The following is a 23,475-nucleotide window of genomic DNA, read 5'->3' as shown; positions in this document are numbered from 1 at the left end:
AATATGAGACAAAGACGTATCTTCTCTCTTCTTATGTGCCTTGGCAGCTGCATAGCTGTCTCGGCACAGACCTTGCCTCTCGACAGCTGCATTCGCAAAGGCAAACTCGCCAACGGGCTTACCTATTACATACGCCACAACGCCCAGACTCCAGGACAGGCCGACTTCTACATCGCTCAGCGTGTTGGCTCAATACTTGAAAACCCAGAGCAGCGCGGTCTGGCTCACTTTCTGGAGCACATGGCATTCAACGGCACACGCAATTTTCCTGACGGCAATGGCGGCGAACGCTCCGTACGTAACTGGTGTGAGCGCAACGGCATAAAGTTCGGTGCCGACCTCAATGCCTACACCTCCATAGACCAGACCGTCTATAACATATCCAATGCTCCCGTGAGCAAGGCGGGCGTTACAGACACCTGCCTCATCATTCTGCACGACTGGGCTGGCTCGCTGCTGCTCAAGGACAACGAAATCGACCAGGAGCGTGGCGTGATACGTGAAGAATGGCGCACACGACGCTCACGTATGGCAACGCAGCGTATGATGGAGAATGCCATGCCTGTGATATACGCAGGATCGAAGTATGCCGACTGTCTGCCGATAGGACATATAGAAGTGGTGGATACGTTCCATTACGATGTTCTGCGCGACTATTACCACAAGTGGTATCGTCCCGACCTACAGGGCATTATCGTTGTGGGCGACATCAATGTGGACGAGATTGAAGCCAAGATAAAGAGCCTCTTTAATGACGACTCGGTGCCAGCAGGTGCCCCACAGCGCACTTACTATACGGTGCCTGACAACAAGGAAATGATAGTATACACCCAAGCCGACAAGGAACAGCCCACGCTCAACTTCTCGCTATACATGAAGCACGATGCCGAACCACGAGAAACGAGAGCCACACGCGAGGCTTTCCTCGGCAGCTACAAGTCGAAGCTCGCCATGTTCATACTGCGTCAGCGACTGGCTCAGCTTTCACACGAGGCACAGCCAAGAGTGATGTCAGCAAGTTGCCGCACAGGCAACTTCTACGTCACCACCGAGAAGGATGCCTTCGCTCTCAACATCGGTCTGATGCCCAACAATCCGCAAGCTGGCATTGATGCAGCCATAGAGATTGTGGAGAAGGCAAGACGTTACGGATTTACGGAGGCAGAACTGGAGCATGCCAAGGTGCAGCACACCGTAAACATCGAACACCGCCTTGACAACAAGGACAAGACACGAAACGCCGAATATGCCAAGAACATCGTGTCTAACTTCTGTAGCGACGAGCCTTGCATGAACATCGAATACGAGGCAGCTCTGGAGGCTGAGTTCTCTGCCAGCGTCACTCTCGACGACATCAACGAGACAATGAAGGAAATGGCTGACAATCAGAATCAGGTGTGCATCGTCTTCGGTCCGACAGAGTATGACGGCAAGCCATACACCATGCCTTCGGAAAATCAGTTCCGTACATGGATAGAGAACGCGCAGAAGCAGGAATACGCCAACGACAACTCGTCACGTCAGGTTGACCCTGTCTTCATGAAGAAGCTGCCCAAGAAGGGCAAGATTCTCTCCAAGCATACAGCCGCCAACGGCTACACCGAATATCTCCTGTCCAACGGCATAAAGGTGAGCGCACGACAGTCAGACATCGAGCCCAACCGCCTTACTATAAACATGTTTCGCATGGGCGGTCGCTCGCTCTATCCTGACACAGACGCTCCGACGCTGCAATTCCTCGGAAGCGTAGTGAAAGAGAGCGGAGCTGCCGACTTCGACTTTCTCACTCTCGAGAAGAAGCGTCGGGGCAAGGCGCTGCGCGTGGTGCCATACATCGACGACGAGGAAGAAGGTGTGAAGGGAGTTTGCGTGGCGTCCGACCTTAAGACGTGGTTGCAGATAATGTATCTCTACCTCACCAATCCGCGCAAGGACAAGGCCATATTCCAGAATATGATATCCAAACAGCAGTCGATGTTGCGTAACCGCAACGCAAGCCCTAACGTCACCTACAACGACTCGTTGCGCGTAGCCGTATACGGAGAACGCAAGCGCACCCAACCGCTCACGGCTGACCGAATGAACGAGGTAAGCTTCGACCGCATCTACCAGATTTACAACGAGCGCTTCAGCAATCTTGCCGGCATGAACCTCATCATTACGGGCGACATACGCGAGGACGACTTCGAAGAACTGATCTGCCAGTACGTGGCAAGTCTGCCTGGCAAGAAGAACACCAACAACGACTGCAAACCCGGAGAATACACTCTCGACATTCAGGAGGGAAAGGTTACGAAGGTGTTCCACAAAGAGATGGCAACTCCTTCGGCACAGACCAACATCGTCTATTCTGCACCAATAGCCTACACCGCCGACACGGACCTCAAGCTCGACGTGCTCTCTCAGATTATGCGCGGCGTCTACACAGAAAAGGTGCGCGAGGAAAAGGGAGGCACATACGGCGTTAACGTGGAGGGACAGTTCTGGAGATATCCTGCAGACGGATGCTCAATGACCGTCAGCTTCCGTTGCGACCCGAACAAATACGACGAGCTTCTGCCCGTAATAGACCAGCAACTGCAACGCATGGCAGCAGATGGTCCCACCGAGGAACAACTGGAAAAAGTGAAGGAATATGCTCGCAAGAACTACAGTCGCGCCGTGCTCACCAACGGATGGTGGGAATACGTGCGCTATCACGAACTGCGCGAGGGCATCGACTTCAACAAGGACTATCTGCAGAAGGTGGACAGTCTAACCACTGACAGCATTCGCGACTTCTGCCGACAGCTCACAACGGCAGGCAATCGCATTCAGGTAACAATGAAATAACTCAGAAAAAGAAAAAGAAATGACAAAGAACATGCTTTCAATAAGGAAGTGCATCAAAAGAGGAGCAGCGACAACATTGCTGCTCCTCGCAGCCATCACCATCCAAGCCGATAACGTGATGAAACGACACGCCGACGGCACCTGCTCAGTAAACACCAGAACAATATGTAAAGCCCGTGGCTATCGCAAGGGCACCCCGGTAGAGGTGTACTTCAAGAACGGCAAGGTGCTGAAAGTGGTGGCTCTGAAAAATGAAGAAACAGTGCCTTACTTCGCCCGCATAAAGAAGTTTCTGCTGCCACTTTACAACAACCTGAAAGTATCGAAGGCTAAGAAGCTCGCCGAGCGCACTGACATTGACGGATGCACCGGTGCAACGTTCAGCACAAAGGCAGTACAGAAAAACATACAGACTGCCATTGGATATTACGAGAAGAACAAGTAAGTAACCTGTCGTAATCTCACTTTTTCGTTGAGATTACGACAGGTTTTTTATACACAAAAGCATTGCTTTTATGCAATATCACATAGATTTTGTGTACCTTCGCATAAAGATAGAAGAAAGGTGAAGAATATGAATCCTATTGATATATTGCATTTATCTGACACGCATGGTCAGCACAAGAATCTGAAGTCATTGCCCGAAGCAGATGTCATCGTACATAGCGGCGACTTCACTTTTGCAGGAAGTGAAGAGGAAGCGTATGACTTCATGAACTGGTTCTGTAACTTACCTTATAAACATAAGATATTCATCGCGGGTAACCATGATATGTGTATGTATGGGGCAGACCATATTGATGGACTCTCACGAAACGTTCACTACTTATACAACAACAGTGTTGTCATAGATGGCATAAAGTTTTATGGTATACCAATGTTTATGGAAGACTGCATGGATGGCAATTTGGACGTATTCATCAACAATATTCCAGACGATACAGACGTCTTGATCACACATATGCCACCCAAGGGAACATGTGACCTTGCTAACTACGGAAAAGGTCCGGAACATAGAGGAAATGCTACTCTTGCCGAACTTCTGAAGAAGTTACATCCTACTTGCCATTTGTTCGGTCACGAGCACGATGCTTATGGTAAAACAATAAAAGAAAATGTTATATATAGCAATGCCTGTGTGGTGGACAGTCGGTACAATCTGATAAATAATCCAACAATAATAAACATAAATCATTCAGCTTATGTCTTACGAGGACTTTAAAAAGAAGGTTTATTCTTACTTGATAAAGTATAAGAAGGAATACCTTGGAATCGTGGAAAATGGTGTTTCATCACATGGAGTGGAACACGACTGCTTATTCCCTAAACCATATTGTGACGAAAAGCTTCCTTCTATGTTATATGCAGGCATAAGGCCAGTGGTAAAAGATATTCAAGCAAGTAGTTTTGCCTACAAACCCCATCTTGCAGCATCATCACATGTCGCCAGTTCGCAGACAGCATGCATCAACCTGTTTGTTCCAATCCTTGAAAGCAATAAAGCAGACCAGATACTCATAGAATCTGGAGTCGCACCGAAAGGATTCGCCCACATAGACAGAGAACAACTAAGGAAAGGATATTGCTTTGAATACTGGGAATCTTCATTAAAGGGTTCAAAAGGACTTCTTGGGGATCATAGCCCTCATGCAGGAACAGACGCTGATGTCGCTATCGCATACCGAGACAAAGACAACAAGCTATGCCTATGGCTGATAGAGCACAAGTTGACAGAACAGGAATTTAGCACATGCGGTGGTTATCGCTCAAAGGGCATCTCTGAATCAGAAAAGATCAACTGCACAACTTGTAGTATGATAGATTTGCTGAATGACCACAAGAAGTGCTATTATCACAAGCATTGTGGCTATTATTACTGGAATATCATGGATGCCCAGTCTACATTCTTCAATGGTAACTATGATGGGACCGGTTGCCCTTTCAGAGGTGGCATGAACCAACTTTGGAGAAATCAGATGATGGCCTTAGAACTTGAACACTGTGCAGCATTCGCTGATGTCTTTTTCTCCGTTGTCACCCATCCGGAGAATACGTTCCTCGACAATACGATGAACGAATTTCGTGAACTCACAAAGAACTCTCATAAGTTTTTTGACTTCAAGTCGGACTCTTTGGTAAATGCAGCTGTTAAGTATCTACCCGATTGGACAAACTGGTACAAGAAGGTATATTATGGAATGGAATAGAATAGACTACACAGACACTCACGATAATGGCTCGCATATTCATATCAATACGTTTTGACGACGAGGTGAAGAAGGCTCTGGTCGGTCTGCAGGACACGTTGAAGGCGAAAGGTGTTAGGGGCAACTATTGTCCTTACCGAAACCTTCACATGACGCTTGCCTTCATCGGCGAGAACTATGACCTGCCAGAGATCCGCAAGGCTGTGAGCGAGGTGGAATTCGAGCCCTTCACGATGACCTTGAGCAAGCTCGGCACTTTCCCTACAAGAGCCGGCGTTATCTGGTGTGGCATAAAAGAGAGTGAGCAGGTCATGGCCTTAGCCAAGCAGCTACGCGAGCGACTTACGGAGCACGGGGTGAAATACAGAAAGCAAGCTTTCTTCCCTCATATTTCCCTTGTCCAACATCCCACGCATATTATTACCGATATTGACGTTCCTGAGATATCCATAACGACGGACAGTATAAAGATAATGAAGTCAGAACGGATTGACGGGGAACTAATTTATTCAGATATGAACAAAACAGAAACTATACATCAAATAACATTCAGCCCTACCGGCGGTACACGCCGTGTAAGCGAATTAATGTGTAAAGCAATGGAGGCTGAGAGCAACATTACTGAACTTTGCACAAAGCAGGAGAACTTGTCATATCCACAAGTCTCTGCTGACGACTTGGTGATTATCTCCATGCCTGTGTATGCTGGTCGTGTGCCAGCTTTGGCTGTGGAAAGGCTGAAAGGCATAAAGGCAAACGGTGCCAAATGTGTGATTGTGGCTGTCTATGGCAACAGAGCCTATGAAGATGCCTTGGTGGAAATGCAGGATGTCTGTACGGAGATGGGCTTTAGGGTGATAGCTGCTGTTGCAGCCATTGCAGAACACAGTATTTGCAGGATGTACGGCGCCGGCAGACCTGACACTGAGGACGCCAAAGAATTAGCCTCGTTCGGCGCGGCTATAATTGGAAAGGCGAAGAAGGAACTGCCTTTCGAGCCACTTGTATTGCCAGGTAACCGTCCTTATAAGCAAGGTTGCGTTGGCCCCTACCCCGTCGCCGGCGACCTTTGCACGGAATGCGGACTTTGCGCGAGCGAATGCCCAACGGGAGCTATATCACCGGACAATCCAAAGAGCAACAATCATGAACTTTGCATCGGTTGCATGCGCTGTGTGAAGGTTTGTCCTGCTCAGACAAGAGGCATAGGCGAACGTCTTAACATGCTGATGGCTCACCTTAAACCGTTATGTAGCGAAAGAAAGAATAACGAGCTATTCATATAAAACAGACAACTTATGTTAATATAACATAAATATACAAATGAGAAAATACGGATAAATGTGGTATGTAAAATAAAATATGTAACTTTGCACCCGCTATTACGAGTTAGTAGCATAATTCAAACCATAAAACAATAAAATAAAAAAATGGCAACAAAAATCAGATTGCAGCGCGGCGGACGTAAGGGTTACGCCTTCTATCGTATCGTTATCGCTGACTCAAGAGCACCACGTGATGGTAAATTCACTGAGAAGATTGGTACTTACAACCCTAACACCAATCCTGCTACCGTAGATTTGGATTTCGACCGTGCACTCTACTGGGTAGAGACTGGCGCACAGCCCACAGCTACAGCACACAACATCCTCAAGGGCGAGGGCGTATACTTGATGAAGCACCTCCGTGGTGGCGTTAAGAAGGGCGCTTTCGACGAGGCTACAGCACAGAAGAAGTTCGACGCTTGGAAGGAAAACAAGCAGAACGGCCTGAACTCTGTACGTGAGAACGAGGCTAAGGAGAAGTCTGCAGCTGCCGCTAAGGAACTCGAGGCAGAGAAGAAGATCAACGAGGCTATCGCTAAGAAGGTGGCTGAGAAGAAGGCCGCTGAGGCTGCTGCTAAGGCTGAGGCTGAAGCTGCTGCTAACGCAGAGGCTGCTGAGGCTCCCGCTGAGGCATAAGCAAGATAGCGTAATGATAAAAGCATTAAGCTAACAAACAAACACATGAATCCCAAGGACAAGACAGTTCTTGGGATTTATTGTTTTTAGACATATATACACATAAACCTTTGTTGAACTAAAAGACAAAAGCACGTGAACACATCACATCATACATCCACAACGTTCAATTGCAAAGCCATCGCCCTCGACCTTGACGGAACGCTTACAAATCACGAGAAGGTAATAACGCCTCTTACAAAGAAAGCCCTGCTTGAAGCGCAGGAGAAGGGCATCAGCATCATTCTTGCCTCAGGTCGTCCCACATACGGCATCGCCCCATTGGCGGACGAACTGGGACTGGACACAAAGGGAGGATACATTCTGGCGTATAACGGAGGAAAGATTGTGGAATGGCACACAAAAGAAGAAATCTATTCTAACTGCCTTCCTGAGGATGTCATACCAGAGATTTACGAATACGCAAAGACTCACCAGCACGCCCTCTTGGGATATAAGGGAAAGGAGATTGTGACGGAATGCCCTACAGACAAATACGTTCTTGAGGAGTCGCGCATCAACAAGATGCCCGTAAGAAAGGTGGAGAACCTTCTGGACGTCATCGAACGCAACCCAACGAAGCTGCTTATGACTGGTGATCCAGAAGAAATGAAGAAGGCTGAGACTGACCTTGCTGGAATAATGAAGGGAAGGATGGACGTGTTCAGATCTGCTCCGTTCTTTGTTGAACTGGTGCCAATGGGCATCGACAAGGCAGAATCGCTGAAAAGATTGCTCGCCATCATGGGAATAGGAACCGAAAACCTTATGTCGTTCGGCGACGGATATAACGACATAAGTATGATTAAGCTGGCTGGTATGGGAATCGCCATGGAGAATGCAGCGCAAGAAGTGAAGGAAGCCGCCGACTACGTCACGCTGTCAAACGAAGAGGACGGCGTAGCTGCAGCATTGAAGAAATTTATCGAATAAAGACAATAGGAGCTGTGGACAAAGATATCCGCAGCTCCTATTGTTTTTATTCTCTTGCATACGTCAATACATAATCATTATTGAACGTATAGTCTATACGGACGCTTTCGCCGGTTATGAGATTATTGCCGCATAACGCCCCACCCTGCTCCGCATCCATTATCTTGATGTTTTGGAAAGTCAGACGCTCGTCTGAATAGAGCTTATAGATTGTTTCCTTGGCACACCAGAACAGCAACGTCGGGATTACATCTGGGACAACATCAGGGATGATATCTTTATCCCCACTCTTATCTTTCTTCATAGAGAACAGCAAGGTGGCAGGCTTCTCATCTTCTCGCAGGAACCTGTCAGCTATACGAAGCACTCGTATATTGATGTATTCAATATCCACAGCCACATCGCAAGACATAGACAGTATTACAGAAACAAAGCCCTTGGTGTGGCTAATACCAATCTTATAACCTTCCACATACGGTTTGCCTGAAGGTTCATGACCGATAACAAGATTTCTGTTGCCCGTCATAGCAAAGAGCAAGGAATAGACAGAAGCAGTCTCTTTTCGCCTATTCTCTGACAGACTCATCAGTCGGTCGTAGAATGGCAAGGAAGCGAATTGCTCATAATTGAGATTCTCTTCCATCTCCCAAACACCAAGACGTACATCCTTATCGATTTCATTTATGAACAATAATGCCATAACGTATAACTATTATAAGGATTACTACTCATCAGAAGCCGACTTATCACGATTCTCATGAACAATTACCTTTACCTTACTGATACGGCGTTCTTCAATACTTACAATCTCAAAGGTATAGTTCTTATAGTCAATCTTCTCATGGACGCTAAGGAAGTCGCCCTTTATCTCAAGCAAGAGTCCGGCAAGCGTATCTGCATCACCCTCCACATCAGAGAACTCATCGTCGTCCACATTCAGAATCTTGCAGAAGTCGGTAAGCAAAGTCTTGCCCTCGAAGATGTACGTATTATAGTTCAACTTTGTGTAAGTCTTGTCTTCTTCATCGTATTCGTCGTTTATCTCGCCTACAATCTCCTCAAGAATATCCTCGAGGGTAACAAGACCACTCGTACCACCAAACTCATCCACAACGATGGCGATATGCACCTTGTCCTCCTGGAATTCTCGCATAAGATCGTCAATCTTCTTTGTTTCAGGAACGAAATAAGGAGGACGCATAAGACTTTGCCAACGGAATGTGGTGGGTTTAGAGAGATGCGGAAGTAAATCCTTGATGTAGAGAATGCCACGGATGTTGTCCGCACTATTCTGATAAACCGGTATACGGCTGTAATTATTCTCAATAACACAGTTGAGCACTTCCTGGTAAGTAGACCTTATATCAATGCCAACGATGTCCTGACGACTGGTCATAACCTCCTTTGCAGTTTCGTCACCAAAGCGGATAATACCCTTAAGCATGCTCTGCTCGTCCTTGATATCGTCCTTATCGGTAAGCTCAAGAGCCTGCTCAAGATCGTCTACACTAAGGACATGACTCTCCTTCTGCACCACTTTCTCAGCAAGAACGCCACTTCTCAGTAGCACGTTCTCAATAGGCCAGAACAATTTACGGCAGAAAGTGATTCCTCCAACACACTTACGACAGAACCCTAACGGATCCTGACGACTGTATACCTTCGGCATAATCTCGCCAAAGAGAAGGAGCAGGAAGGTAAGAAGAACCGTTAACGAAAGAAACTGCAACCAATATGCACGCGGACCAAAGTTCATTATGTGAGCAAAAATGTAATTGCACAACATAATAATAGTGACATTCACGAAGTTGTTGGTGATGAGAATGGTTGCCAAAGTGCGCTCGCTATCCTCACGCAAAGCCTGAATTTTCTTATCGCTGGACGTACGCTGGTCGCTAATCTCCGAGAGATCGGAAGGTGAAAGGCTGAAAAAAGCTATCTCCGAACCACTTGCAAAGGCAGAAGCTCCCATTAGCAACATCACCAAGAATATTGCAAACAACACACCCAACGTAGGCAGTTGGAAGGAAACGTCATTAAATGACTGTACGAAAAAATCTATATAAGGGTCAAGCATAATTATAATAATTAGAATGGCAAGGTGTCATCTTGAGTGTCTATCTTATTGACACCGGCACCCTGTTGTTGGCTTGCATCTACAGCCTGTGGCTTGGCAGAAGAAGCGTTACGAGGAGTAAGAAGCTCCATATTCTCGGCATAAATCTCAGTAACGTAGTGTCTGATGCCCTTCTTGTCGTCATAAAAACGATAACGGATGCGACCCTCGATACAGATCTTGTCGCCTTTATGCACATATTTCTCCGTAATCTTAGCCAACTCGCGCCACACCACAATGTTGTGCCAGTCAGTACGATCCGGCACACGCGTTCCGTTAGGAAGCACATAGCCACGCTCCGTTGTAGCAAGCGAAAACTGTGCCACAGCCTGGTCAGCGTCATAATATTTCACTTCTGGCTCTTTGCCGACATTTCCGATTAGTAGAACCTTATTCATATCTATACTGTGTTTTTATGATGGTTGCTGATATATAAAAAAGACAAAGGGTGCCATGCTACTATGGCAGACACCCTTTCTTTATATCAATGTTCTTTCTCTTCTATTTCCACATTCCCAAATACTTGTAATGGAAATTCTTGCCTTTTGCAGACGGGAACTGCGAACGATTGTCCACTCTTCCGCGCAAATGCTCTACAATACGATTGTAGCAATCTTGACCAGAGTTGGCTTTGCAACGCACTACAAACTTCGTATCGCGATACTCATGCTTTCCAGTAGCAGGAACAAGCACAACGCGCTTGAAGTCGAGCTCACCTTCATACCATCCCATACGTTCTTCTGTAAGGCGATTAGTCGTGGCAGAAGCTCCGTCACGCTTATCAGCCGCCGAACCATTGTTCTGTCCGTTGGAATGAAGAGCCTTCTTCTGCTTGAAGTCAAGCATTGTAGCCGCTGTTGTCTTAATAATGATAAAATATACTCTGGGGCGAATTTTATACCTTTTAGGATAATAGACTTCACCTTGAGCATAATCCCTGATATCGGCCTCCAAATCTGGATTCATGCCTATCTCGGGAATTGAACTCAAAAAATCCAAAGCCTCGTCAACATTATGAACTAATGTCTCCTTATCAAAATATCTCAAGTATAAATTCATTGATTGTCGAAATCTGGTTTATAAGATAGGATAATAAAAAGAAGAGCGGCAAACGGGACTTGAACCCGCGACCCCAACCTTGGCAAGGTTGTGCTCTACCAACTGAGCTATTGCCGCAGAACAACTTTGGTGAAGAGGAGGAGACTCGAACTCCCACGACACAATTGTCACTACCCCCTCAAAGTAGCGCGTCTACCAATTCCGCCACCTCTCCAACAAAAGTTTCTTCTTAACTTTCATATATAATTAATATATGAGAGTCTTTTAAATACCTTAAACATAAGGTTTTGAGCGGCAAACGGGACTTGAACCCGCGACCCCAACCTTGGCAAGGTTGTGCTCTACCAACTGAGCTATTGCCGCAATTTAATATGTGAAGAGGAGGAGACTCGAACTCCCACGACACAATTGTCACTACCCCCTCAAAGTAGCGCGTCTACCAATTCCGCCACCTCTCCGACATATTTATGTTTTTACTCAAGGGGTTGTGCCCAGAACAGGACTCGAACCTGCACGTTGTTAAACACACGCACCTGAAACGTGCGCGTCTACCAATTCCGCCACCTGGGCTTGAAGACCTAAGTCCTATCAGTAGACCCCTTAGAGTTTATTATTATGAGCGGCAAACGGGACTTGAACCCGCGACCCCAACCTTGGCAAGGTTGTGCTCTACCAACTGAGCTATTGCCGCATCATGTTTTGCTCTGAAAAGTTTCGTTCTCGAAAGCGGTTGCAAAGGTAGTGTTTTTTCTGAAACCTCCAAAACTTTTCAGAGCTTTTTTCAAAAAAAATGCGTTTTTCTGCATTTCCCCTAATCCATACGCGAAAAATAGTCTTCTGGAGTGTATTCTCGTAGTATTTCGAGCTCATTCGTGCCATTATGCACCATAGCGAGTGCAGGGTGTGAAATGCCATTAAACATGGTTGTCTTCACCGTCGTATAGTGATTCATGTCCTCAAAAATGATATTCTCCCCCACCTGAAGCTCATGATCAAAGCGCCAAGCAGACATAAAATCGCCCGAAAGACAGCTATTGGCTCCAAGACGATATGTAAAAGGAACGGAATAATCGGGGCATTCTTCCTCTATGGTTTCGGCTCCACGTACAGCAGGATGGTACGGCATCTCCAGACAATCGGGCATGTGACAAGAAAAACTTACATTAAGTATGGCTGTCTTTATGCCATGATCCTCCACCACGTCCACAACCTGCGCCACAAGCGGACCCGTCTGCCAACCGAAAGCACTACCCGGCTCCATTATCACCTTCAGCCAAGGATAACGGGCACGGAAGTTCTTAAGCGTACGGACAAGCAAGGGGATGTCATAGTCCTTGCGAGTCATGAGATGGCCTCCGCCAAAGTTTATCCATTTAATCTGACTGAACCATCCTGAGAACTTCTCCTCTATATGAGCCAAGGTACGCACAAACACGTCCGATCCGTTCTCACAATGGCAATGACAATGAAATCCCTCTATGTCCAACGGCAACGTTTCGGGCAGAGCGTCAGCGCTGACTCCGAAGCGGGTGCCAGGCGCACAAGGATTGTATATGTCTGTTTCAATCTCAGAATATTCCGGATTAACACGCAGACCAAGACTTATCTCGGGATTGACCTCCCTCACCCTATCGTGCAGGCGAGAATACTGCGAAAGCGAGTTGAACGTAAGACAGCTCGAGCAACGTGCTATCTCATCAATCTCATAATCCGTGTAAGCGGGAGAGAAGGTATGTGCCTTCTCGCCGAACTTGTCATACGCCAGACGCGCCTCAGCAAGTGAGCTTGCCGTAGTGGACTGTATGTATTCCTTAAATATAGGGAATGTCTTCCATAGGGCGTATGCCTTGAAAGCAAGAATAATCTCAATGCCGGCGCTGTCAGCAACGCCCTTTATAATTTCCAGGTTACGTCTTAGTCGCCATTCTTCGAGGACGTACATCGGACGTGTCAGTTCTTTATATGTGGTAGTATCTACTATCATCTTTTTCTTTTAGCGTTATATTGGTAATAATACCAGTAAGTGTTTCCGTATGTATCTGCCAGTTGCTTCTTGCGCTCTTTTTGGTCTGGCAACGAAGCCGACAGCTTCTGGAAGTCCTGATAGTCGGCATTCGTCACAGCATTATCGTATACAACGGCAGGATTGGAATATCTATGACGATAAAGTATCAGAGCCTCCTTGTAATGCTTGGGCAGCGAATCGTTCAGCGTGTAATATTTAGGGAGCTGCTTGGCAAAGCCAGGCAGATTACAGTCCATGAGCATTCCGCACAGATAATAATCCACCGAAGCGCCACGCAACCTGCCATGACGATGGAGATAATCGAAGTATCGTGAAGCCGACATGGGCTGTCTGAACCATCCTCCCATCTTACCATAGAAGACGCTGTCAAGATAGACCACGAAACTTGTGATGGTTTTGTTAGGAACGAGCGATGCCGACTTGCCCTTGAGCTTATACTCGAAGAGCTCGTCTGCCATCGTGCCTTTCTTCGAAAGCGCGTAAGCGGCAAGCATCGTCAGATTCTCGTCAGCCTCAGCATTACGAGCCACGGAAACAAGAGCCCCATCATAATCGCCGTCCAATATGCACTGTTCGGCATTTATGCGGTTATGGAATGTGGCATCGTCATAGCTTAAGCAGCCCACAAACAACATCTCTGCCGTCATAATGGCGAGGTTTACCCATAATCGTCTATACTGAGTGGAAACTATATCCGAAAGGACTTCGGACAGTCCGCTCTTGAACGAAAATATCACAAAACCAGCAAACACCACTAACAATACCGGCAAGGCTATCGCCCAACCTCCGAACGAGAAGCCTCCGTACGTAATGTCAGGATGTGCTGAGGTCAGAAACGTAAGAAGCAAGGCGGAAGGGACGTAGGTAAAAGAGTTTGCCACTCTCACCCCCTGACACAGCCTCGAAACGCCCCGCTGAACCAATAAAAGGATGAAGGTGATGAGCGACGCTCCGATAAGATGATTATAGTGAGTCTGTCCTTTGGAGAAGACATGCTGCATGGCTGTCAGCAGGTCTGCCTGATAACAGTATAGATACACAAATGTGAACACCACAAACACTATGGTGCATGTGATGTTCACAAGTATGTCGTTAGATTTAATATTTCTGTTGTTACCCATTAGTTCTTCTTTAACACTACTGCAGAACGAGCCGGAACGTACAGCTTCAGCCATTCCTTATGCTCCGTAACGTATGCGGGGTCATAATTGGTAAGGTGTGTCATCGTGTCGTCAGCCAGACCGTTACCTCCGAACTCCTTCGCATCGGTATTGAGCACCACGTCGTACGATCCGGTCGGAACCAGGAAGCCGTAGTCGGTGAACGACTTCGTAGGATTGAAATTGAAAATGAAGATAAGGTCGCCACGCATGTACGCCAATATCTGGTCGCCGTCGTTGTGCCAGATTTCCTGCACCGGCTTCGACTGGATGCTTCTCACCATCTTGAGCGTCTTGAGCATCGCACGGTCGAAGTCGCCGAGGTAATGATAGTCGAGTTCCTTGTTGTCCACGAGGTTCCACTGGCGACGTGCATACTTATGGCTCCATCCGTTACCCTCACGCGGGAAGTCGATCCATTCCGGGTGACCGAACTCATTACCCATAAAGTTGAGGTAACCACCGTTTATTGTGGAAGCCGTAACAAGGCGAATCATCTTGTGCAGGGCTATGCCGCGGTGCACACGCTCGTTCTCATCACCCTTTCTGAAATGCCAGTACATGTCCGAGTCGATAAGTCGGAAGATAATGGTCTTGTCTCCCACAAGAGCCTGATCATGACTCTCACAGTAGCTTATCGTATGCTCGTCGGAGCGGCGGTTGGTCACCTCCCAGAAGATGCTGCTTGGCTTCCAAGCCTCATCGGGCAGCTCCTTGATGGTCTTAATCCAGTAGTCGGGGATGTTCATTGCCATTCTGTAGTCGAAGCCGTAGCCACCGTCCGTGAACTTGGCTGCCAATCCTGGCATACCGCTCACCTCTTCAGCAATGGTTATGGCGTTCGGATTGACCTCATGGATGAGGAGGTTGGCAAGCGTCAGGTAGCAGATGGCGTTGTCGTCCTGATGTCCGTTAAAGTAGTCGCCGTAGTTGCAGAATGCCTCTCCCAAGCCATGGCTGTAATAGAGCATTGAGGTTACGCCGTCAAAGCGGAAACCGTCAAAGTGGAACTCCTCCATCCAGTACTTGCAGTTGGAAAGCAGGAAATGCATCACGTCGTCCTTGCCGTAATCGAAGCAGAGGCTGTCCCAAGCCGGATGTTCGTGACGTTCGCCGGGATAGAAATACTGGTTGGGGTCGCCAGCAAGATTGCCGAGTCCCTCCATCTCGTTCTTCACAGCGTGGCTGTGTACGATATCCATGATGACGGCGATGCCGTCCTTGTGTGCCTGATCGATAAGGGCCTTCAGTTCCTCGGGCGTTCCGAAGCGGCTGGAAGCTGCAAAGAAGCTGCTGACATGATAGCCGAAAGATCCGTAATAAGGATGCTCCTGAATGGCCATAATCTGAATGCAGTTATATCCGTCTGCCTTGATACGGGGCAGCACGTTCTCACGAAACTCGTTGTACGTGCCCACCTTCTCTGCGTCCTGCGCCATACCGATGTGGCATTCATATATAAGCAGCGGCGACTTTGTCGGCTTAAACGTCTTCTTCTTCCATTCATACTCCTTCTCAGGATTCCATACCTGTGCGGAGAATATCTTTGTCTGCTCGTCCTGCACCACGCGGTTACACCATGCCGGTATTCTTTCGCCATGTCCGCCGTTCCAATAGACGTGCATCTTGTAGAGGTCGCCATGCTTGATGGCCTTAGCCGAGAGCTTCAGCTCCCAGTCGCCATGTTCGTTAAGGCGCTTTGCCTTATACTTGTCTGATTCCTTCCATCCGTTGAAGTCGCCCACGAGATAAATCTCTGTGGCGTTCGGAGCCCACTCACGGAACACCCATCCGCGTGTGGTCTTATGCAGTCCGTAATATTTGTGTCCGTTGGCAAAATCGGTAAGGTTCTGCTTGCCGTGGTTTGTCAGGTTGTCAAGTTTCCACAACGCATGATCATGACGTCCCTTTATAGCGTCCTCGTAAGGCTCCAGGTAAGCGTCATTCTTCACCAGTCCGATATGTTTCGCAGTCGGCTTTGCTTTTGCTGCAGCCTGCGACTTCTTTGTTTTTACTGCCATTGCTGAGTGATTTATGGTGTTTATAAATGTTTACTATATATTATAATGTATAGACGTAGGCTTGGCGCATCAGTCATCGAAGCGTTTTCCGCGCTCGTAATGTCCGCGCTTCACCACCTGTCCGTTACGGTCTTTCTCCACGAACTTGCCGTCGCGACGTCCGTCCACGTACGAACCTTCGAAGCGGTTGCCGTCCTTTGTTTCCTCGATGGCGGGTCCGTTGGGCTTGCCGTTCTTGAAGACGCCCTTAAACTTCAGACCGTTAGCGTAATGGATGATCACCTCGCCGTCCACCTTGCCGTCCTTGAAGTTGCCCTCAAAGACGTCGCCGGCTTTCTTCACGAGCTTGCCGTGACCGTTCTGCATGTCGTTCTTCCAGTCGCCTACGTACATGTCGCCGTTACGCCAAGTGAATGTTCCCTTGCCGTCCTTGTCACCCTCTTTGAAGTGACCCATGTATTTGTCGCCGTTACGATACTTGAAGATGCCTTCGCCGGTGCGTTCGCCCTGCACATAGTCGCCTTCATACACGTCGCCGTTCTGGAACTTGTAAATGCCCTTTCCGTTCTGTATGTCGTTGAGCCAGTCGCCCACATACGTATCGCCGTCAGCATACTTGTTGGTGCCTTTGCCCGAACGCTGATTGCCTAACCACATACCGTCGTACGTGGTGCCGTCTCCCCAAGCAAAGAAGCCTTTTCCGCTTTTCTGGTCGTCCTTCCAGTTGCCGTCATAAAAAGCGCCGCTCGCAAAGGTATACTTACCCTTGCCCTGACGCTTGTCCTGCTGCCAGTAACCGTCATATTTGTCGCCGTTATAATAATACATAACGCCGTGACCCTGCTGATAGTCGCGATACCACATACCCTCATAGCGGTTATTGTTCATAAACCAGAATGTGCCGTATCCGTGCTGTTGGTCCTGAAACCATTCGCCATCATACTTTTCTCCGTCAGAGAAGGTATAGATGCCTTGCCCTTGGCGCTTTCCCTTTACATACTCACCCTCATAAGTGTCCCCATTCTCGAAAAGTGTGTTACCTTTTCCGTGTGGTTTTCCAGCTTGCATTTGTCCCTTGTACTGGCCGTTGTCATGAGTCTTGCACGAGCCAAGGGTTATCTTCTGCGCCATCATCGTAAACGGGATGGCGAGAGCCAATAATGTAGAAAATATATGTTTTTTCACTTTATTCCTTCTTTTAAAGTCGTCTTGAAACGAAAACTTACTGCCAAAATTAGCCAAATAATACGAAACAACAAAAGGAATTTAGGATTTTTATGAAAGAAGAAAAGGAAAAAGCCAAGTCACACAGGATATCGTGTCCTGTACGACTTGGCTATTATGTGCGTTTAAAGTCCCTGATTGATGGTTCTTGAGAGCACGTCGAGCTGCTGCTCACGTGTCAGCTTGACGAAGTTTACGGCATATCCGCTCACACGGATGGTGAGCTGCGGATACTTCTCAGGATGCTCCATAGCGTCGAGCAGAAGCTGACGGTCGAAGACGTTCACGTTGATGTGCTGACCTCCTGAAGGAGTGAAGTAGCCGTCAAGCAGACTCACGAGGTTGGCTGAGCGCATCTCAGGAGTCTTGCCGAGTGCTGAAGGAGCGATGGCGAAGGTGTAAGAGATGCCGTCACGTGAGTGCTGGAAGGGAAGTTTGGCTACTGAAGCAAGAGCTGCAACGGCTCCCTTCACGTCGCGTGCGTTCATCGGGTTGGCACCCGGTGCGAACGGCACACCCTTCTCTCTTCCGTCAGGTGTGGCGCCTGTGTTACGGCCGTACACCACATTGGAGGTGATGGTCAGAAGGCTCTGTGTCGGGATGGCGTCGCGGTATGTGCGGTGCTGACGCAGATACTCCATAAACTTCTCTGTGATGGAAACGGCGATTTCGTCTGTCTCGTCATTATTGTTACCGAACGGCACGTACTCGCCCTCCTCTATCTTGTAGTCGACAGCCAGACCGCTCTCGTCGCGGATAATGCGCACCTTGCAATGCTTCATTGCTGCGATTGAGTCAGCCACAATGGACAGACCTGCAATACCCGTAGCACGTGTGCGCTCTACGTCGCCGTCGTGCAGAGCCATCTCGAATGCCTCATAGTCATACTTGTCGTGCATGTAGTGGATGATCTTGAGGGCGTTGACATAAGTCTTAGCCAACCATCTCATCATCTGCTCGAACTTAGGCATAAACTCCTCGTATGTGAGGTAGTCGCCATCTACGGGAGCATACTGCGGAGCAATCTGCTCGCCCGACATCTCGTCGCGTCCGCCGTTGATGGCATAGAGCATACACTTGGCGAGGTTTGCACGAGCTCCGAAGAACTGCATCTGCTTACCTATCTTCATCGGCGATACGCAGCATGCGATGCCGTAGTCGTCGCCGAGGTCAGCACGCATAAGGTCGTCGTTCTCATACTGGATGGCTGAGGTGTCGATGCTCACCTTGGCGCAGTAACGCTTCCAAGACTCGGGGAGATGCTCGCTCCAGAGAACCGTGAGGTTAGGCTCGGGCGACGGTCCCATATTATATAATGTATGGAGGAAGCGATAGTCGGTCTTCGTAACCATCGAGCGTCCGTCGATGCCCATACCGCCGATAGAAGCAGTAGCCCAGATCGGGTCGCCAGAGAAGAGGTCGTTATATTCCGGTGTGCGGAGGAAGCGTACGATGCGGAGCTTCATCACCATCTGATCGATGAGTTCCTGTGCCTCGCTCTCTGTGAGCGTGCCGTTCTTGAGGTCGCGCTGGATGAAGATATCGAGGAACGCACATACACGACCGAGCGACATGGCAGCTCCGTCCTGGTCCTTAACGGCACCGAGATAACCGAAGTAAGTCCACTGTACAGCCTCCTTGGCGTTGCGTGCGGGCTTTGTAACGTCGAAGCCGTACGAAGCACACATTCTCTCAAACTGCTTCAGAGCCTGTATCTGCTCCGAAACTTCCTCGCGATGACGAACTATCTCTTCTGTAAACTCCTGTATGTCGATGCGCTTGAAGTAGCGCTTCTTCTCCTCGATGAGGTTAGTTGTTCCGTAGAGTGCCACACGACGATAGTCGCCGATGATGCGTCCACGTCCGTAAGCGTCAGGCAGACCTGTGATGATGTGGGCATGACGTGCAGCCTTGATATCATCGTTGTATGCTGAGAACACGCCTTCGTTGTGTGTCTTGCGATACTTTGTGAAGATGGTCTTTGTTGCAGGGTCGAGCTCATAGCCGAATGACTTGAGAGCCTTCTCCACCATACGTATGCCGCCCTTCGGGAAGATACCACGCTTAAGGGGCACATCGGTCTGCAAACCTACGACAACCTCGCTATCCTTGTCGATATAGCCGGCACCGTAGGTATCGATGCTCTGCGGCAGCTTGGTCTCAGCGTCGTACACACCCTTCTCACGCTCTGTCTCGAACATGCCAGAAAGGATGTCCCACAAGTGCTGGGTACGCTCAGTCGGACCTTCAAGGAACGACTCGTCGCCCTCATACGGCTCATAATTAGACTGGATAAAATCACGCACATCGATTTCTCTCTTCCAATTGGAACCCTTGAAATCGGCTTGCAAATTTTGAAGAATCATAAATTTGTGTTTAAAAAATGAATATTATCTGTGTGTAATCTCGGTGCAAAGTTACGTTTTTTCCATCACATATACAAGCTTATATGATCTAATTTCGAGGTTTCGCCGTCCAAGACAATATATTCTCATTGTTTTCAGGCTTCCCTATTTCCCAAGAGACTTGAACATCTTGGTGATGCACTTTTTCTTCTGTTCCATGTTCGGGTGAACATAGAGGTTGAGGGTTGTTGTGATGTTGGCATGACCGAGCAGTACGCTTACTGTCTTGTAGTCGCAGTTGCTTTCAATGCAGCGTGTGGCAAAGCTATGGCGTAGTCCGTGATATTTCAGCCGAGGAATGTCAAGGCGTTTCATCAGCCGATGATAATAGTTGCGATAGGTGCGTGGCTCTGTTGGCTTTTCTTCGTTGGTCAACACAAAAAAGTCCTCGTTTACCACCTTTTTCAGAGGCTTTACCATCGCCAGCAGTTCCTTATTCATCGGTATTTCACGGCAAGAGTTCTTGGTCTTGGGCGTGTTGATGACCAGTTCTGTGTGCTTGCGTTCGCCCTCCACAATGTAGATGCGCTCAATGGTGCGGTTCACGGTAATTGTGCCGTTGTCGGTGTTAATGTCCGACCATTTCAGACCGCAAATCTCTCCGATACGCAAGCCTGTGGTCAGACTGATGTAGATGCCGAGGTTGCGAAACGTGAAGTTCTGCTTGATGAAATCGAGGATCTTTTTATGGTGTGCCACCGTCAGCACCTCAATTTCCTTATTAGCCTCAGTCGTGGGGTATTTGATGTCCCACTCGCAATAGTTCATCCATTCGTTCTTTACTCCGAACTTCATCACCATCTTCAAGACAATAAGGATATCCTTCACCGTCTTAATGCTTAGACCGCCATTCAGTTTCTGCAAAACGAACTCCTGCACAAGTTTCTCACTCAGAGCCTCACAATCGCCAAACGTAGGCAGAATGTGGTTCTCCAGAATTAACACATAAGCAGCGTATGTAGACTGCTTAACGTAGCGTTGCTTGTCACTTTTCCAAGCCAACGCAATTTCTCTAATTGTTTTTGTTTCCATATAATCCTTAATTATAAAATGTGTATACTATAATAATTAGAGAAAAGCAACCTCCAACGTCCCAAATCTCAGATTCAAGGAGTTTGAGGGGGAGTGGAAGATGTGTAAACTTGGAGATATAACCACAAACTTCAATATTAGAAATAAAGAGAAAATCCAATACCCAATGTACTCCGTGACTAACAATCGTGGTTTTGTTCCTCAAACTGAACAATTCGAAGATAGAGACATGGTCGGTGAGGATATTAAGGCATATAAAGTAATACATAAGGATGAGTTTGCATATAACCCTGCAAGAATCAATGTTGGTTCAATTGCAAGATACGAGGGCGACAAACCATGTATGATAAGTTCGCTTTATGTCTGTTTCAAATCAAGGGGGCAGATTGATTCAAATTGGCTGATGCACCTTTTGAAGACACCAAAAATGAACTTTTATTACAATTTGAATGGTGAAGGCGGTGTAAGAGTGTATTTGTTTTATCCAAATTTTGCAAGAATATATACATCCTACCCAGGGATGGAGGAACAAAAGAAAATAGCCAAACTTTTGTCCCTCCTTGACGAGCGCATAGCTATCCAAAACAAAGTCATTGACAAGTTGCAGTCCCTAATCAAGGGAATTAATCAGAGGGTATTCATGAATAGTGGCATCAATTATAAACTTGTAGAAATCTGTGAGATTAGGAGCGGTTATTCAGGAAATCAACTTTTGTCAAAGAAAGGATTAAAAGTGTCTCGTATTGAAACAATTTCTGGGCATAAGGTGAATATGGAACGAGTAGGATATGTTGCACCTTTTGAATCTTCAGAAAATTACAGATTACGAGTTGGAGATATTTTGTTTAGCAATATCAATAGTGTTGAATACATAGGCAATACCGCATTTATAGATAAAGATTATGACTTGTATCATGGAATGAATCTACTCAGATTGACACCTAACAATACGGTGGTCATACCATTCTATTTATACTTATTGTTGAATACAAATAGAATGCTCAATCACTTTAAGACTGTCTGTAATAAAGCAGTATCACAGGCAAGCATAAACCAAACAGAGTTGGGAAAAACTGTTATTCAGATTCCTCCAATAAAAACTCAGGAACAAATATGTGAATTGTATCAAGCATTGTACACCAAATTAGAGACAGCGAGTCACACAAAATCACTTTTTCAAAATCAGAAGCAATACATGCTCCGCCAGATGTTTATATAAACATTTGGCGAAGCAGATACTGCTTTTGTTTTTCGTATTGTTTCAAAATTATTCTGCCAATTATAAGTTGCTCTTCATAAGATTTTAGCAATTTAACTATAACTGTTTGTGTATCCAAATCAGGGAGATAGATATAACAAGAAGAAAGGTTGTTTGCTGTTATTGAAAATACTTTTGTCCCCTGTGCCAATCGCTTAATTTGATTATGGAAATAACGAGAATTAAATGCAAAGCCTTTGAAGCATACAACTGTCCTGTTCTTTATATCACGACCATGAATAGTATGTAATCCACATATTGTATCACCTTCAATAGTATCAACAAATTCTACGGATTTAGCTATTTCGCCAGTATCTTCTGAAGCATCAGCAAAAGCAACATCTCCAACTTGGCATAATATATAATGCTTAGGTACAGCTTCATTTTTAATCATCGGTAAAGAGGCTGAATTTATTCCACGTGTCTGAAAACCATGTATTAAACCATAATGTAGATTCCTAATTGCACCTTCTTTATAACTCAGCTGCTCCCATGATAGCGAATTGGTAGGGAAGAATTGCATAAATGAACGTAAATATGTCTTTTCCCACAAAGGATTATCCAAAAAATTGTCCTCCATTCCCTTGATTAGGGACTGCAACTTGTCAATGACTTTGCATTGGGTCGCTATGCGCTCATCAAGCAAAGACAGAAACTTACCTATTTTCTTTTGCTCTTGTAAACAAGGCCTCTTGTTTGGCAACATTTCAAAGGCAGACTTAGATATTATGGGAACGGCTTGCACAGCAATAGATGACAAATAACGAGGAAAAGCACTCTGTATAGCGTAGTAAACAAACTCATTATCGTTATTGTCATTGACCACTATAGAATTAATTTGTTGATTTGTTGACATTTCTTTTGTAGCCATTCCCGTTTTGCCTATAGTAGAGCCAATGCAGGTTACAAGAACACTACCTTTGGGCAATGCTCTTGTTTTTGAGAAACCTTTGCTTGATAACTTTGTCTTGGTTTCTGAAATAAGTTTTATAGTACTCAAATCAGCAGGAGAAGCCCAAAGATATGTTCCATTTTCGTAATTCTCAATATCTTTAGTTGGAGGAGTGTTACCAGTTACAACCTTTCCGTAATCTCCCAATATGCACATTTCCCACTCTCCCTGAAACTCAGGAAATCTGAGATTTGGGACATTGAGTTTCTTATGTTCGTTATTTATTATCGTTGTCATTTTTAATCCTTAA

19 protein-coding genes and 6 tRNA genes are annotated in these 23,475 nt (G+C 46.8%); 8 read left to right on the top strand and 17 right to left on the bottom strand.

Features of this window, described 5'->3' with window-relative positions:
• The first annotated feature begins 3 nt into the window (after positions 1-3).
• The 7 genes from CHL74_RS02325 to CHL74_RS02295 all read left to right on the top strand — a co-directional run bounded on the left by CHL74_RS02325 (position 4) and on the right by CHL74_RS02295 (position 7,972).
• The gene (locus CHL74_RS02325; protein WP_094879511.1) at positions 4-2,832 is read left to right on the top strand and encodes a M16 family metallopeptidase; all 2,829 of its coding nucleotides are present in this window, start codon (positions 4-6) and stop codon (positions 2,830-2,832) included.
• 19 nt (positions 2,833-2,851) lie between these two features.
• Positions 2,852-3,277: an FMN-binding protein gene (locus tag CHL74_RS02320; RefSeq protein WP_254923194.1), complete on the top strand. Its 426-nt coding sequence runs from the start codon at positions 2,852-2,854 to the stop codon at positions 3,275-3,277.
• Between the two features lie 129 nt (positions 3,278-3,406).
• On the top strand, positions 3,407-4,054 hold the full coding sequence (locus CHL74_RS02315) for a metallophosphoesterase family protein (RefSeq protein ID WP_094879579.1): 648 nt from the start codon (positions 3,407-3,409) through the stop codon (positions 4,052-4,054).
• Positions 4,035-5,039 carry a PGN_0703 family putative restriction endonuclease gene (locus CHL74_RS02310; protein ID WP_254923193.1) on the top strand — a complete coding sequence of 335 codons (1,005 nt, stop codon included), beginning with the start codon at positions 4,035-4,037 and terminating at the stop codon, positions 5,037-5,039. Before CHL74_RS02315 ends, CHL74_RS02310 begins: the two co-directional genes overlap by 20 nt.
• 26 nt (positions 5,040-5,065) lie before the next feature.
• Positions 5,066-6,325, top strand: coding sequence for an RNA 2',3'-cyclic phosphodiesterase (gene thpR, locus CHL74_RS02305; RefSeq protein ID WP_094879510.1), 1,260 nt, complete (start codon positions 5,066-5,068; stop codon positions 6,323-6,325).
• Between the two features lie 144 nt (positions 6,326-6,469).
• Positions 6,470-7,000, top strand: a complete 531-nt coding sequence (locus tag CHL74_RS02300) for a 30S ribosomal protein S16 (RefSeq protein WP_094879509.1) — start codon at positions 6,470-6,472, stop codon at positions 6,998-7,000.
• A 135-nt stretch (positions 7,001-7,135) separates the two neighbouring features.
• On the top strand, positions 7,136-7,972 hold the full coding sequence (locus CHL74_RS02295; protein WP_094879508.1) for a Cof-type HAD-IIB family hydrolase: 837 nt from the start codon (positions 7,136-7,138) through the stop codon (positions 7,970-7,972).
• A 46-nt stretch (positions 7,973-8,018) separates the two neighbouring features.
• Here CHL74_RS02295 and CHL74_RS02290 read toward each other — a convergent pair whose 3' ends face one another.
• From CHL74_RS02290 to CHL74_RS02215, 16 genes are all read right to left on the bottom strand, one after another.
• On the bottom strand, positions 8,019-8,672 hold the full coding sequence (locus CHL74_RS02290) for a 4'-phosphopantetheinyl transferase family protein (RefSeq protein ID WP_094879507.1): 654 nt from the start codon (positions 8,670-8,672) through the stop codon (positions 8,019-8,021).
• Between the two features lie 24 nt (positions 8,673-8,696).
• Complete coding sequence (gene gldE / locus CHL74_RS02285; protein WP_094879506.1) at positions 8,697-10,049, bottom strand: gliding motility-associated protein GldE; 1,353 nt, start codon at positions 10,047-10,049, stop codon at positions 8,697-8,699.
• An 11-nt stretch (positions 10,050-10,060) separates the two neighbouring features.
• Positions 10,061-10,486, bottom strand: coding sequence for a single-stranded DNA-binding protein (locus CHL74_RS02280; protein WP_094879505.1), 426 nt, complete (start codon positions 10,484-10,486; stop codon positions 10,061-10,063).
• Positions 10,487-10,589: 103 nt separating this feature from the next.
• Complete coding sequence (locus CHL74_RS02275) at positions 10,590-11,147, bottom strand: hypothetical protein (RefSeq protein ID WP_094879504.1); 558 nt, start codon at positions 11,145-11,147, stop codon at positions 10,590-10,592.
• 44 nt (positions 11,148-11,191) lie between these two features.
• Positions 11,192-11,264 (bottom strand) — tRNA-Gly (locus CHL74_RS02270).
• A gap of 10 nt (positions 11,265-11,274) precedes the next feature.
• A tRNA-Leu gene (locus CHL74_RS02265) sits at positions 11,275-11,361 on the bottom strand.
• Positions 11,362-11,437: 76 nt separating this feature from the next.
• Positions 11,438-11,510: transfer RNA gene (locus tag CHL74_RS02260), tRNA-Gly, on the bottom strand.
• An 11-nt stretch (positions 11,511-11,521) separates the two neighbouring features.
• Positions 11,522-11,605 (bottom strand) — tRNA-Leu (locus CHL74_RS02255).
• A gap of 30 nt (positions 11,606-11,635) precedes the next feature.
• Positions 11,636-11,717 (bottom strand) — tRNA-Leu (locus CHL74_RS02250).
• Between the two features lie 48 nt (positions 11,718-11,765).
• Positions 11,766-11,838, bottom strand: a tRNA-Gly gene (locus CHL74_RS02245).
• 120 nt (positions 11,839-11,958) lie between these two features.
• Positions 11,959-13,131 carry a carboxynorspermidine decarboxylase gene (gene nspC / locus CHL74_RS02240; RefSeq protein WP_094879503.1) on the bottom strand — a complete coding sequence of 391 codons (1,173 nt, stop codon included), beginning with the start codon at positions 13,129-13,131 and terminating at the stop codon, positions 11,959-11,961.
• Positions 13,128-14,294 carry a DUF6057 family protein gene (locus CHL74_RS02235; protein ID WP_094879502.1) on the bottom strand — a complete coding sequence of 389 codons (1,167 nt, stop codon included), beginning with the start codon at positions 14,292-14,294 and terminating at the stop codon, positions 13,128-13,130. The genes nspC and CHL74_RS02235 overlap by 4 nt, the downstream gene beginning before the upstream one ends.
• Positions 14,294-16,354, bottom strand: coding sequence for an alpha amylase C-terminal domain-containing protein (locus tag CHL74_RS02230; protein WP_094879501.1), 2,061 nt, complete (start codon positions 16,352-16,354; stop codon positions 14,294-14,296). The genes CHL74_RS02235 and CHL74_RS02230 overlap by 1 nt, the downstream gene beginning before the upstream one ends.
• Positions 16,355-16,423: 69 nt before the next feature.
• Positions 16,424-17,488, bottom strand: a complete 1,065-nt coding sequence (locus tag CHL74_RS02225; RefSeq protein ID WP_094879500.1) for a phosphatidylinositol-4-phosphate 5-kinase — start codon at positions 17,486-17,488, stop codon at positions 16,424-16,426.
• A 215-nt stretch (positions 17,489-17,703) separates the two neighbouring features.
• Positions 17,704-19,944, bottom strand: a complete 2,241-nt coding sequence (gene pflB / locus CHL74_RS02220; RefSeq protein WP_094879499.1) for a formate C-acetyltransferase — start codon at positions 19,942-19,944, stop codon at positions 17,704-17,706.
• Positions 19,945-20,088: 144 nt separating this feature from the next.
• Complete coding sequence (locus CHL74_RS02215) at positions 20,089-21,015, bottom strand: tyrosine-type recombinase/integrase (RefSeq protein ID WP_094879498.1); 927 nt, start codon at positions 21,013-21,015, stop codon at positions 20,089-20,091.
• Between the two features lie 100 nt (positions 21,016-21,115).
• On the opposite strand from CHL74_RS02215, the gene CHL74_RS02210 reads away from it, so the two are divergent.
• On the top strand, positions 21,116-22,234 hold the full coding sequence (locus CHL74_RS02210; RefSeq protein ID WP_094879497.1) for a restriction endonuclease subunit S: 1,119 nt from the start codon (positions 21,116-21,118) through the stop codon (positions 22,232-22,234).
• On the opposite strand, the gene CHL74_RS02205 is transcribed toward CHL74_RS02210, so the two are convergent.
• On the bottom strand, positions 22,227-23,462 hold the full coding sequence (locus CHL74_RS02205; RefSeq protein ID WP_094879496.1) for a restriction endonuclease subunit S: 1,236 nt from the start codon (positions 23,460-23,462) through the stop codon (positions 22,227-22,229). The two genes, CHL74_RS02210 and CHL74_RS02205, sit on opposite strands and share 8 nt — an antisense overlap.
• Positions 23,463-23,475 lie beyond the last annotated feature (13 nt).

It is taken from the genome of Prevotella sp. 885 (assembly GCF_002265625.1).
In the GTDB taxonomy this organism is placed as follows: Bacteria; Bacteroidota; Bacteroidia; order Bacteroidales; family Bacteroidaceae; genus Prevotella.
This window is presented reverse-complemented; position numbering and strand designations above follow the sequence as displayed.

Excerpts from the sequence above, each read along its gene's own strand:
- CHL74_RS02325 (WP_094879511.1), top strand. The coding sequence starts at position 4 with ATGAGACAAAGACGTATCTTCTCTCTTCTTATGTGCCTTGGCAGCTGC.
- CHL74_RS02235 (WP_094879502.1), bottom strand. The coding sequence starts at position 14,294 with ATGGGTAACAACAGAAATATTAAATCTAACGACATACTTGTGAACATC.
- CHL74_RS02310 (WP_254923193.1), top strand. The coding sequence starts at position 4,035 with ATGTCTTACGAGGACTTTAAAAAGAAGGTTTATTCTTACTTGATAAAG.
- nspC (WP_094879503.1), bottom strand. The coding sequence starts at position 13,131 with ATGATAGTAGATACTACCACATATAAAGAACTGACACGTCCGATGTAC.
- CHL74_RS02230 (WP_094879501.1), bottom strand. The coding sequence starts at position 16,354 with ATGGCAGTAAAAACAAAGAAGTCGCAGGCTGCAGCAAAAGCAAAGCCG.
- thpR (WP_094879510.1), top strand. The coding sequence starts at position 5,066 with ATGGCTCGCATATTCATATCAATACGTTTTGACGACGAGGTGAAGAAG.
- CHL74_RS02280 (WP_094879505.1), bottom strand. The coding sequence starts at position 10,486 with ATGAATAAGGTTCTACTAATCGGAAATGTCGGCAAAGAGCCAGAAGTG.
- CHL74_RS02210 (WP_094879497.1), top strand. The coding sequence starts at position 21,116 with ATGTGTAAACTTGGAGATATAACCACAAACTTCAATATTAGAAATAAA.
- CHL74_RS02320 (WP_254923194.1), top strand. The coding sequence starts at position 2,852 with ATGACAAAGAACATGCTTTCAATAAGGAAGTGCATCAAAAGAGGAGCA.
- CHL74_RS02315 (WP_094879579.1), top strand. The coding sequence starts at position 3,407 with ATGAATCCTATTGATATATTGCATTTATCTGACACGCATGGTCAGCAC.
- CHL74_RS02275 (WP_094879504.1), bottom strand. The coding sequence starts at position 11,147 with ATGAATTTATACTTGAGATATTTTGATAAGGAGACATTAGTTCATAAT.
- gldE (WP_094879506.1), bottom strand. The coding sequence starts at position 10,049 with ATGCTTGACCCTTATATAGATTTTTTCGTACAGTCATTTAATGACGTT.
- CHL74_RS02300 (WP_094879509.1), top strand. The coding sequence starts at position 6,470 with ATGGCAACAAAAATCAGATTGCAGCGCGGCGGACGTAAGGGTTACGCC.
- CHL74_RS02205 (WP_094879496.1), bottom strand. The coding sequence starts at position 23,462 with ATGACAACGATAATAAATAACGAACATAAGAAACTCAATGTCCCAAAT.
- pflB (WP_094879499.1), bottom strand. The coding sequence starts at position 19,944 with ATGATTCTTCAAAATTTGCAAGCCGATTTCAAGGGTTCCAATTGGAAG.
- CHL74_RS02215 (WP_094879498.1), bottom strand. The coding sequence starts at position 21,015 with ATGGAAACAAAAACAATTAGAGAAATTGCGTTGGCTTGGAAAAGTGAC.
- CHL74_RS02290 (WP_094879507.1), bottom strand. The coding sequence starts at position 8,672 with ATGGCATTATTGTTCATAAATGAAATCGATAAGGATGTACGTCTTGGT.
- CHL74_RS02225 (WP_094879500.1), bottom strand. The coding sequence starts at position 17,488 with ATGATGGCGCAGAAGATAACCCTTGGCTCGTGCAAGACTCATGACAAC.